This is a genomic window from Streptomyces sp. NPDC029216, from assembly GCF_040648015.1.
In the GTDB taxonomy this organism is placed as follows: Bacteria; Actinomycetota; Actinomycetes; order Streptomycetales; family Streptomycetaceae; genus Streptomyces.
Genome location: NZ_JBEZWL010000086.1, coordinates 21633 through 32174 on the forward strand (window position 1 = coordinate 21633; position 10542 = coordinate 32174).

Consider the following 10542-nt stretch of genomic DNA (forward strand, 5'->3'; position numbering starts at 1 on the left):
AACGGGTGTGCTAATAGCGTGGTCTCCGGCGGCCTCAGTGCGGTGCGCCGCGCCAACCCGACACCGGCAGCGCGAACTTCGCGACGAGCCGGTCCGTGAAGGACGCGTGGTGCAGCCGGGCGAGCCGCACCGGCACCGTCCCGCGCCGGACCTCCACCCGCGCCCCGGCGGGCAGCTCCAGCGTCCGCCGGCCGTCGCACCACAGCACCCCGTGCTGGGTCCCGGTCTGCACCTCCACCGCCAGCACCGAGTCCGGCGAGGTGACCAGCGGCTTCGCGAACAGCGCGTGCGCGCTGATCGGCACCATCAGCAGCGCCTCCACCTCCGGCCACACCACCGGACCGCCCGCCGAGAAGGCGTACGCCGTCGAGCCGGTCGGCGTCGCGCAGACGATGCCGTCGCAGCCGAAGCCGGTCACCGGACGCCCGTCGATCTCCAGGACCACCTCCAGCATCCGCTCGGCGGACACCTTCTGGACGGCGGCCTCGTTCAGCGCCCAGTCCTCGTGGACCACGTCCCCGTTCGTCCGTACGAGGACGTCGAGGGTCATCCGCTCCTCGACCTCGTACGCCTTGCGCACCACCCGGTCCACGACCCGGTCCAGGTCGTCGCGCTCGGCCTCGGCGAGGAAGCCCACCCGGCCCAGGTTGACGCCCAGCATCGGCACGCCCGAACCGCGCGCGAACTCCGCCCCGCGCAGCAGGGTCCCGTCCCCGCCCAGCACGATCAGCAGCTCGCACCCGGCCAGCGCCTCGGGCGTGCACTCACGGACGAGCTCCACCTCGGGCGGCAGCGGCAGGTCCCGCGCCTCGTGTGCCAGGACCCGCACCCCCAGCCCGGACTTCAGCAGCCCCAGCACCACCAGCTCGGCGCTGCGTATGGCCGCGGGCCGCCCGGTGTGGGCGACCAGGAAGACGGTGCGCGGCCCCGCCGGCTCCCCCTCCCCCGGTTCCACCGGGAGCTCCGCGCCCTTCGAACCCTCTGACGCTGACGATGACGAATCTGTCACTGAGGCCCCTCCGCCACTGCACGGTCGACATCCCCCGGGTCGAGTGCCGGTGCCCCCGCCCGAAGCCACAGAAAGTATTCGACGTTCCCCGACGGCCCGGGCAGCGGACTCGCGGTGACCCCCAGCACACCCAGCCCCAGCTTCCACGCCTGCGCGGCGACCTCGCGGACGGCCTCGGCCCGCAGCTCGGGGCTGCGCACCACGCCGCCGCTGCCGAGCCGCTCCTTGCCCACCTCGAACTGCGGCTTGACCATCAGCACCAGGTCGGCGTCCGGCGCCGTGCACCGCACGAGGGCGGGCAGCACCAGGCCGATCGAGATGAAGGACAGGTCGCCGACGACCAGGTCCACCGGGACGCCGTCGATCAGTTCGAGGGTCAGCTCGCGCACGTTCGTACGGTCCTTGACGGTCACCCGCTCGTCGCTCTGCAGCGACCAGGCCAGCTGCCCGTACCCGACGTCCACGGCGACGACGTGGGCCACGCCCGCGCGCAGCAGCACGTCGGTGAACCCGCCGGTCGAGGCGCCCGCGTCCAGCGCCCGGCGGCCCTCGACGGCCAGCCCCTGCGGCCGGAAGGCCGCGAGCGCGCCGGCCAGCTTGTGGCCGCCCCGGGAGACGTAGTCGGGGTCGCTGTCGTCCTTGAGGACGACGAGGGCCGCGCTGGTCTCGACCTGGGTGGCCGGCTTGGTCGCGGTGGAACCGCCCACGGTCACCCGGCCCGCGGCGATCAGCTGGGCCGCGTGCTCTCGCGAGCGGGCCATGCTGCGGCGTACCAGTTCGGCGTCCAGGCGGCGGCGTGCCACTCCTGCCACGTTCGGTTCAGCTCCTGTTTTCGTACGGTCCGGGTACGGGCTGTGCGTCCAGCGCGGTCAGCGCCTCGCGCAGTCCCCTGTGCACATCCTCGTACACCTCGACGTGCCCGTCCGCCGCCAGGTGGTCCGCGTCCGCGAGCCGCTCCAGGTGCGCGTCGACCCCGGGGTGCCCGGTGGGGGTGCGTACGAGGCCCAGCGGCGCGGGCCCGGCGGGCTCCTGGGGGACGTCCGGAACGCTTCCGGACACTTCGTCGGTCATGCCCCGACGCTACCCCGAAGCACCGCCCCTTCCACCCGCGGCTCTGCGGTACGGTCGGGAACACCATGGCTACGATCCAGGAGTGCCGCGCGGCACTCGACCGACTCTCCGACAACCTGGCGGGGGCCGACGGCGGCGTGCGGGGCGCGGCCGCCCTCGACCGCTCCCTGAGCTGTCACATCACGGACCTCGACGTGACCTTCTCCGGCCGCCTCGACGGCGGCCGGATCCGGGTGGACGCCCTCACCCCCGGCCCGCCCCGGGTGAAGGCCGAGATCCGGCTCTCGATGAGCGGGGACGACCTGCTCGCGCTGGTCGACGGGCAGCTGAAGTTCGCCAAGGCCTGGGCCTCGGGCCGGGTCCGCCTGGAGGCCGGCTTCCGCGACCTGCTGCGCCTCAAGAGCCTGCTTTAGCCCTGCCCGGGGACGGCGGCCCCCGTACGGGCCCGCCGGGCCGCCGGGACCACCAGCGGGGTGCCGGTCTCCGGGTCGGCGATGACCTGGCAGCGCACCCCGAACACCTCCTCCACCAGCTCGGCGGTGACCACCTCGGCCGGCGGCCCCTCGGCGACGACGACACCGCCGCGCAGGGCGATCAGGTGCGTGGCGTAGCGGGCCGCCTGGTTGAGGTCGTGCAGCACCGCCACCAGGGTCCGGCCCTGCTCCTCGTGGAGCTCGGCGCACAGGTCGAGGACCTCCAGCTGGTGCTGGATGTCCAGGTAGGTCGTCGGCTCGTCCAGGAGCAGCAGCGGCGTCTGCTGGGCCAGCGCCATCGCGATCCACACCCGCTGGCGCTGCCCGCCCGACAGCTCGTCCACGGCCCGGTCGGCGAGCTCGGCGACCCCGGTGGAGGCCATCGACTCCAGGACGATCCGCTCGTCCTGCGCCGACCACTGGCGCAGCAGCCCCTGGTGCGGGTAGCGGCCGCGGGCGACCAGGTCGGCGACGGTGATGCCGTCGGGCGCCACCGAGGACTGCGGGAGCAGCCCCAGCGTGCGGGCCACCTGCTTCGCGGGCGTCGAGGTGATGGCCCGGCCGTCGAGGAGCACCCGCCCGGCGGTGGGCTTGAGCATCCGCGACAGGGCGCGCAGCAGCGTGGACTTGCCGCAGGCGTTGGGGCCGACGATGACCGTGAAGGAGTGGTCGGGGATCTCCACCGAGAGGTTCTCGGCGATGACCCGCTGGTCGTAGCCGAGGGTGACGTTCTCCGCGGTCAGCCTCTGCACCTGCGTACTCCTCGCTTCGACCGGGGTGTGTTCGTTTGTGGTTGCCGTGTCCGTCATATCCGTCCCGCCTTGCGCTCCATGACGAGCAGCCAGAGCAGGTAGACGCCGCCGACCAGGCCGGTGACCACGCCCACCGGCAGCTGGTCCGATCCGAAGGCCCGCTGCGAGGCCAGGTCGGAGGCCAGCAGCAGGACGGTGCCCATCAGCGCGCCGGTGAGCAGGTTCGACCCGGGCGAGCGGGTCAGCCGCCGGGCCAGCTGCGGCGCGGCCAGTGCGACGAAGCTGATCGGCCCGGCCGCCGCCGCGGCCGCCGTGGTCAGCAGCACCGCGGCCAGCATCAGCAGCATCCGGGTCCGCTCCACCGGCACGCCCAGCGCGTACGCGGCGTCGTCGCCCATCTCGATCACCCGCAGGGCCCGGCTCTGCCCGAGGACCAGCGGGAACAGCACCGCGCAGACCGCCAGGAGCGGCCACACCTGCGCCCAGTCCCGCCCGGCCAGCGAGCCGGTCAGCCAGACCATCGCCCGGGTCGCCTCGACGATCTGCGCCTTGGCGATCAGGTACTGGATGACGGCGACGAGGACGGCCGAGGCCCCGATGCCGACGAGCACCAGCCGGTAGCCGTGGATCCCCTTCTTGTACGCCAGGAGGTACACGAGGACGCCGGCCAGCAGCCCGCCGACGACGGCGCCCAGCGCGACCTCGGTGGCCCCGCCCTTGAACACGACGATGACGACGAGCGCGCCGACCGCCGAGCCGTACCCGAAGCCGAGCAGGTCGGGAGAGCCGAGGGGGTTTCGCGAGACGGACTGGAAGACCGCCCCGGACATCCCGAGGGCCGCGCCGACCAGGATCGCGACCAGGACCCGTGGCAGCCGCAGGTCGTTGACGATGAAGTCGTCGGCGGGGCTGCCGTTGCCCAGCAGGGTCTGCACGACGTCCCCGGGCGCCATCTCGAAATCGCCGGTGCCGATGAGCACGACGGCCAGCGCCAGCGTCGCCGCGGTCAGCAGCAGCCCGGCGGCGAGCCCGCGCGGCTCGACGCGCAGCGAGGTCCCGCCGGGGCCGCGCAGGGGGCGGGGCCGGACGGTCCTGCGGATCCGGATGTCGGTCACAGCTGGGCCATCCTCTTGCGCCGGACCAGGTGGATGAAGACGGGGCCGCCGACGAGCGCGGTGACGATGCCGACCTGGAGCTCGCCGGGCCGGGTGACGACCCGTCCGACCACGTCGGCGCCGAGCAGCAGCACGGGCGACAGGACGGCCGAGTAGGCGAGCACCCAGCGCATATCGGGTCCGGTGACCAGGCGTGCCAGGTGCGGGATCATCAGCCCGACGAAGACGATCGGCCCGCAGGCGGCGGTCGCGGCCCCGCACAGCAGGGTGATGGCGGCCATGGCGGCGATCCGGGTCCGCGTCAGGTGCGCGCCGAGCGCCCGGGCGGTGTCGTCGCCCATGGCCATCGCGTTGAGCGGCCGGCCCAGCGCCAGGGCGAGCAGGGCGCCGACGACGAGGAAGGGGGCCACCTGCCGGACGGTGTCCATGGTGGCCGAGGCCAGTGAACCCACCGTCCAGAAGCGGAGCTTGTCCAGGGCCTTGCTGTCCATCAGCTGGACGGCGTTGATGTAGCCGACGAGGGCCGCGCTGGCCGCCGTACCGGCGAGGGCGAGGCGCACCGGGGTGGCGCTGCGGCTGCCGCCGAGGACGTAGACGACGGCCGAGACGACGGCGGCGCCGAGGAAGGCCCACCAGACGAATTCGGTCAGCGTGCTCGCCCCGAGGAAGCTGATCGCGGAGACGACGGCGGCCGCGGCGCCGGCGTTGACGCCGAGGATGCCGGGTTCGGCCAGCGGGTTGCGGGTCAGGGCCTGCATCACCGCGCCGGACAGGCCGAGTCCGAGCCCGACCATCACCCCCAGGACGGTGCGCGGGACCCGCAGGTCCCGTACGACCACGTCGTTGGTGGTGCCGCTGTAGTGGAACAGGCCGTGCCAGACGTCGTCGAGCGGCATCGGCTTGGCGCCGACGGCGATGCTCGCCACCGCGACCAGGGCCAGCACCGCGAGGGCGACGAGCAGACCGGCGGCGCGCCTGCCGTGGCGTGGACGGGCCACGGCCACCGGCGGCGCGCTGCGCCCGGTTTCGGGGAGACTCTCAGCCAACACGAAGGTTAGGTTAGCCTACCCTGCATCCCTGCTGATCACCCGACCATACGACCGCACCTTCCTCAGAGCCCCAGCGCGGCCAGCGCCTTCTCCACGTCGTGCGCGTAGGCCCCGTCCCCGGCCGCCGACCAGGCCGCCGCACACAACGCCCGCAGCCCGTCCACCGGATCGGCTTCCTCGCCCGCCACCCGCGACAGCTCCAGGTGCGTGCCCGCGTGCGCCGCGCTCCAGCCGCCGCACCGCCATGCGCCCTCCCGCTCCGCCACCTCCGGCTGCCCGGTCAGCAGCCCGCGCAGGTCCCGGTCCACATAGGTGGGCCGGTGCCGGGGCTCGGCCCGCAGCAGCTGCTCCGCGTCCGTCACCCCGGTCAGCACCAGCAGGGAGTCCACGTCCCCGTTGAACGCGCCCTCGATGTCGGTGTCCAGCCGGTCCCCGACCACCAGCGGCCGCTCCGCCCCGGTCCGCAGCACCGTCTCCCGGTGCATCGGCGGCAGCGGCTTGCCCGCCACCTGCGGATCGGCGCCCGTGGCGATCCGTACGACCTCCACGGCGGCCCCGTTGCCCGGCGCGATCCCGCGCGCCCCCGGAATCGTCAGATCGGTGTTGGACGCGAACCACGGCACCCCGCGGTTGATCGCGTACGCCGCCTCCGCGAACCGCCCCCACTCCAGGCCGGGCCCGCCGTACCCCTGGACGACCGCCGCGAGCCCCTCCTCGTCCGCGGACTCCACCGGCACCAGCCCGCGCTCACGCAGCGCGACCCGCAGCCCCTCCCCGCCGATCACCAGCACCTTCGACCCCGGCTCCACCTGCTCCGCGATCAGCCGGGCCACCGCCTGCGCCGAGGTGATCACCTCACCCGCCTCGGTCGGGATCCCCAGCTCCCCCAGGTGCTCCGCGACCGCCTCCGGGGTCCGCAGCGCGTTGTTGGTGACGTACGCCAGGTGCATCCCGCCGGCCCGGGCAGCGGCGAGGGATTCCACCGCGTGCGCGATGGCGTGCCCGCCCGCGTACACCACCCCGTCCAGGTCCAGCAGGGCCGTGTCGTACGCCTGGTGCAGACTCCGCTCACTGCCCGCGGGACTGGTCCTGCTCTGCCGGGTCATCTGGCCGCTCCTCAATAACCGTCATCAAAACGCTCGGGTCCGCTGTGCTGCTCCGCCGCACACGATCGATCTTGTCCGAGTTTGCACTACCCCCTCGCTCCCCCGGCCATCCCGTATCGCGAGACGGGTCTTACCATGCACCAATGACCACATCTGGCAACGCGGAGCACGGGCTGCGCCTGACCCCCTTCCACGGACTGCGTTACGTCCCGGAGCGCGTCGGCAGCCTGGCGGCGGTCACCTCGCCGCCGTACGACGTGGTCGTACGACCCGACGGAGTCGACTACCTCGAATCCGCCGACCCGCACAACATCGTCCGGCTCATCCTGCCCCAGGCCGGCACCCCGGCCGCGCGCAACGAGCAGGCCGCCCGCACCCTGCACGACTGGCTCTCGGAGGGCGTCCTCAGCGCCGACCCCCAGCCCGCGCTCTACGTGTACGAGCAGCGCAGGGCCGGTCTGCTCCAGCGCGGCATCATCGGCGCCCTGGCCCTGTCCGCCGCCGAGGCCGGCATCGTCCTCCCCCACGAGGACGTCATGCCGGACGTGGTCACCGACCGCGCGGGCCTGATGCGCGCGACTTCGGCCAATCTCGAACCCCTCCTCCTCACCTACCGCGGCGACGGTCCGGGCGCCGGGGCGGACGCGGTCGTCGAGGCGACCGCGGGCCGGGAGCCGCTGCTGTCGACGGTCACCGAGGACGGGTTCCGCCACAGCCTGTGGGCCGTCACGGACCCGGCCGACCTGGCCGCCGTCACCGCCGACCTGGCCCACCGCCAGGCCCTCATCGCGGACGGCCACCACCGCTGGGCGACGTACCTGCGCCTCCAGGAGGAGCACGGCTCGCCGACCCCGTGGGACTTCGGCCTGGTCCTCCTCGTGGACACGGCCCGCTACCCGCTCCAGGTCCGCGCCATCCACCGGATGCTGCGCCGTCTGCCCCTGGCCGAGGCGCTGGAGGCCGTCGAGGGCTCCTTCCGGGTCCGGCCGGTCGACGGCCCGCTCCCGCTGGCCCTGGAGGCCCTCGCGGACGCCTCGGAGCGCGGCAACGCCTTCCTCCTCGGCGGCGACGGCACCTTCCACCTGGTCACCGACCCGGATCCGGCCCTGATCGAGCGCACCGTCCGCCGCGACCGCCCCGAGGCCTGGCGCCGGCTGGACGCGACGGTGCTGCACGCCTCCCTGCTGGACGCCCTGTGGCGGATCCCGGACGCCCCGGACCACATCGCGTACATCCACGACGCGGCCGCGACCGTCGCGATGGCCGAGCGGCACGGCGGCACCGCCGTACTGCTGCACCCGGTCCGCGAGGAGGTCGTACGGGACCTGGCCCGCCAGGGCGTCACGATGCCCCGCAAGTCCACCTCCTTCGGCCCGAAGCCGGCCACGGGCCTGGTGCTGCGCAGCCTGGACTGACCCGGCCCGGAAACGCCGAAGGGCGGCACCCCCTCCCGGGGGTGCCGCCCTTTTCCGGCATCAGGCCTTGTCGCGGGTCTCGCGCTCGTCGTCCTCGACGACCACGATCTCGTCGGTGAGGTCCACGTCGGCGTCCGCCTCGGAGTCGGCGACGGGCTCGTACTCCTCGTCGTCCTCGTCGTAGTACTCGGTCTGGTCGGCGGCACGCTCGGCGGCGGCGACCTCCGCCGCGTCCTCGTCCTCGACGTCCTCGTCACCGAGGTCGGCCTCGTCCTCCAGGACGGCGGCGTCCACGAACTCGACGCCGTCGATCTCGGCCAGGCGGTCGGAGGCGTCGGTCGCCCCGTCCTTGTCGGCCTCAAGGGTCTTGGCGAACCACTCGCGCGCCTCGTCCTCACGGCCGGCGGCCAGGAGGGCGTCGGCGTAGGCGTACCGCAGGCGCGCGGTCCACGGCTGCAGGGAGTTGGAGGCAAGCTCCGGGCTCTGCAGGGTCACGATGGCGGCGTCGAGCTCGCCCATGTCGCGGCGGGCACCGGCGGCGACGAGACGCATCTCGACCTGGCCGGCCTTGTCCAGCTTCTGGACCTCGGGCTCACCGGCCATGGCCAGCGCCCGCTCGGGACGGCCGAGGCCGCGCTCGCAGTCGGCCATGACGGGCCACAGCTCGACGGAACCGGTCATGCGCTTGGCGGCACGGAACTCGGCGAGCGCCTCGTTGTACTTCTGCGTGGCGTACGCGGCGAAGCCGGCGGCCTCGCGCACGGCAGCGACGCGGGAGGCCAGACGCAGGGCGATGCGGGCGTACGCGTACGCCTGCTCGGGGTCCTCGTCGATCAGCCGGGCGACCATCACCAGGTTGCGCGAGACCTCCTCGGCCAGGCCCTTGGGCAGGCTCAGGAGCTCCTGGCGCACATCGGCGTCGATCTCGTGGCCGGTGACGTCCTCGTCGATCGGAAGCCGCTTGACCGGGTCCCGGTCACGGTCGGCGCGGAACTCGCGGCCGCCGCGCTCGTCGCGACCGCCACGGAAACCACCGCGGTCATCGCGGCCGCCACGGTAGCCACCACGCTCGCCGCCCCGGTCGTCACGGCGCGGGTACGAGGGACGGTCGCCACCACGGTCGTCACGACGGCCGTACGAGGGACGGTCGCCGCCCCGCTCGCCGCCGCGGTCGTCACGACGCGGGTAGGACGGACGGTCGCCGCCACGGTCGTCACGGCCACCGCGGAAACCACCGCGCTCGTCATCACGACGCGGGTAGGAGGGACGCCCACCACGGTCATCGTCACGGCGCGGGTAGGACGGACGGTCCTCACGACGGCCGTAGGACGGGCGGTCGCCGCCACGGTCGTCACGGCCACCACGGAAACCACCGCGCTCGTCATCACGACGCGGGTAGGACGGACGGTCGCCGCGGTCGTCACGACGCGGGTACGAGGGACGCTCGCCACCACGGTCGTCACGGCCACCACGGAAACCACCACGGTCGTCGTCACGACGCGGGTAGGACGGACGGTCGCCGCCACGGTCGTCGCGGCGGAAGGACGGACGGTCGCCGCCACGGAAACCACCGCGCTCATCGTCACGGCGGGGGTAGGACGGGCGGTCGCCGCCGCGGTCGTCACGGCGCGGGTACGAGGGACGGTCCCCGCCACGGTCGTCACGGCCACCACGGAAACCACCGCGCTCGTCATCACGACGCGGGTAGGACGGACGGTCGCCGCGGTCGTCACGGCGCGGGTACGAGGGACGCTCGCCACCGCGGTCGTCACGACGGCCGTACGAGGGACGGTCGCCGCCACGGTCATCACGACGCGGGAAGGACGGGCGGTCCCCGCCACGGTCGTCACGGCCGCCACGGCGGTCGTCGTCGCGACGGGGCGTGAACGGACGGTCGCCGCCACGGTCGTCACGGCGGAAGGACGGACGGTCGCCGCCACGGAAACCACCGCGCTCGTCATCACGGCGGGGGTAGGACGGACGGTCGCCGCCGCGGTCGTCACGACGCGGGTACGAGGGACGGTCCCCGCCACGGTCGTCACGGCCACCACGGAAACCACCGCGCTCGTCATCACGACGCGGGTAGGACGGACGGTCGCCGCGGTCGTCACGGCCACGGAAACCACCGCCGGCGGGACGCCCGCCGCGGTCGTCACGGCGGAAGCCGCCACCGGCGGGCCGGCCACCGCGGTCATCGCGGCGGAAGCCACCACGGTCACCGCCACGGTCGTCACGGCCCCCGCGGTAGCCGCCCCTGTCACCGCCGTCGTTGCGACGAGGCTCGCGCTCCGGACGATCGTCGGGAGAGTTGGACATGGGTGTGACTCCTGTCTTCGGGGTACCGCTGTCATTCTCGCGCAACCAGCCCATGGCCGCGCTCTGGCGTAAATCGTGCAAAAACAAAAAGGACCCTTGGTCCTCAGCGTGAACGCTGAGGACCAAGGGTCCTTTGAAAGATTGTTCGGCGGCGTCCTACTCTCCCACAGGGTCCCCCCTGCAGTACCATCGGCGCTGAAAGGCTTAGCTTCCGGGTTCGGAATGTAACCGGGCGT

The 10542-nt window shown here is 73.5% G+C and carries 10 protein-coding genes, 1 rRNA gene and 1 pseudogene; 2 read left to right on the forward strand and 10 right to left on the reverse strand.

Annotation, left to right across the window (positions count from 1 at the left end; genetic code table 11):
- Positions 1-34 precede the first annotated feature (34 nt).
- Genes AB0F18_RS26395 through AB0F18_RS26405 form a run of 3 tightly spaced genes read right to left on the reverse strand, consistent with a single transcriptional unit; the run spans position 35 to position 2080 of the window.
- Positions 35-955, reverse strand: coding sequence for an NAD kinase (locus AB0F18_RS26395; protein ID WP_362064794.1), 921 nt, complete (start codon positions 953-955; stop codon positions 35-37).
- Positions 956-1005: 50 nt separating this feature from the next.
- Positions 1006-1821 carry a TlyA family RNA methyltransferase gene (locus tag AB0F18_RS26400; protein WP_362064796.1) on the reverse strand — a complete coding sequence of 272 codons (816 nt, stop codon included), beginning with the start codon at positions 1819-1821 and terminating at the stop codon, positions 1006-1008.
- A gap of 7 nt (positions 1822-1828) precedes the next feature.
- The gene (locus AB0F18_RS26405; protein ID WP_362064798.1) at positions 1829-2080 is read right to left on the reverse strand and encodes a hypothetical protein; all 252 of its coding nucleotides are present in this window, start codon (positions 2078-2080) and stop codon (positions 1829-1831) included.
- Positions 2081-2145: 65 nt separating this feature from the next.
- On the opposite strand from AB0F18_RS26405, the gene AB0F18_RS26410 reads away from it, so the two are divergent.
- Positions 2146-2493, forward strand: coding sequence for an SCP2 sterol-binding domain-containing protein (locus tag AB0F18_RS26410; protein ID WP_362064800.1), 348 nt, complete (start codon positions 2146-2148; stop codon positions 2491-2493).
- Here AB0F18_RS26410 and AB0F18_RS26415 read toward each other — a convergent pair.
- The 4 genes from AB0F18_RS26415 to AB0F18_RS26430 all read right to left on the reverse strand — a co-directional run bounded on the left by AB0F18_RS26415 (position 2490) and on the right by AB0F18_RS26430 (position 6575).
- Positions 2490-3362 carry an ABC transporter ATP-binding protein gene (locus AB0F18_RS26415; RefSeq protein ID WP_362064802.1) on the reverse strand — a complete coding sequence of 291 codons (873 nt, stop codon included), beginning with the start codon at positions 3360-3362 and terminating at the stop codon, positions 2490-2492. The two genes, AB0F18_RS26410 and AB0F18_RS26415, sit on opposite strands and share 4 nt — an antisense overlap.
- Positions 3359-4420, reverse strand: coding sequence for an iron chelate uptake ABC transporter family permease subunit (locus tag AB0F18_RS26420; RefSeq protein ID WP_362064804.1), 1062 nt, complete (start codon positions 4418-4420; stop codon positions 3359-3361). Before AB0F18_RS26420 ends, AB0F18_RS26415 begins: the two co-directional genes overlap by 4 nt.
- Entirely contained in the window at positions 4417-5424 is a 1008-nt protein-coding gene (locus tag AB0F18_RS26425; RefSeq protein WP_362064812.1) for an iron chelate uptake ABC transporter family permease subunit, read from the reverse strand. The genes AB0F18_RS26420 and AB0F18_RS26425 overlap by 4 nt, the downstream gene beginning before the upstream one ends.
- 107 nt (positions 5425-5531) lie before the next feature.
- Entirely contained in the window at positions 5532-6575 is a 1044-nt protein-coding gene (locus tag AB0F18_RS26430; RefSeq protein ID WP_362064806.1) for an HAD hydrolase-like protein, read from the reverse strand.
- A gap of 143 nt (positions 6576-6718) precedes the next feature.
- On the opposite strand from AB0F18_RS26430, the gene AB0F18_RS26435 reads away from it, so the two are divergent.
- Complete coding sequence (locus AB0F18_RS26435) at positions 6719-7990, forward strand: DUF1015 domain-containing protein (RefSeq protein WP_362064808.1); 1272 nt, start codon at positions 6719-6721, stop codon at positions 7988-7990.
- Between the two features lie 60 nt (positions 7991-8050).
- Here AB0F18_RS26435 and AB0F18_RS26440 read toward each other — a convergent pair whose 3' ends face one another.
- The 3 genes and pseudogenes from AB0F18_RS26440 to rrf all read right to left on the reverse strand — a co-directional run.
- Entirely contained in the window at positions 8051-8902 is an 852-nt protein-coding gene (locus tag AB0F18_RS26440; RefSeq protein ID WP_362064814.1) for a hypothetical protein, read from the reverse strand.
- 618 nt (positions 8903-9520) lie between these two features.
- Positions 9521-10267: pseudogene (locus tag AB0F18_RS26445) on the reverse strand (tetratricopeptide repeat protein); the annotation flags it as partial.
- 182 nt (positions 10268-10449) lie between these two features.
- A 5S ribosomal RNA gene (gene rrf / locus AB0F18_RS26450) occupies positions 10450-10542 on the reverse strand; the annotation flags it as partial.

Coding starts and splice junctions, on each gene's coding strand:
- AB0F18_RS26415 (WP_362064802.1), bottom strand. CDS start 3,362: ATGACGGACACGGCAACCACAAACGAACACACCCCGGTCGAAGCGAGG.
- AB0F18_RS26430 (WP_362064806.1), bottom strand. CDS start 6,575: ATGACCCGGCAGAGCAGGACCAGTCCCGCGGGCAGTGAGCGGAGTCTG.
- AB0F18_RS26410 (WP_362064800.1), top strand. CDS start 2,146: ATGGCTACGATCCAGGAGTGCCGCGCGGCACTCGACCGACTCTCCGAC.
- AB0F18_RS26405 (WP_362064798.1), bottom strand. CDS start 2,080: ATGACCGACGAAGTGTCCGGAAGCGTTCCGGACGTCCCCCAGGAGCCC.
- AB0F18_RS26435 (WP_362064808.1), top strand. CDS start 6,719: ATGACCACATCTGGCAACGCGGAGCACGGGCTGCGCCTGACCCCCTTC.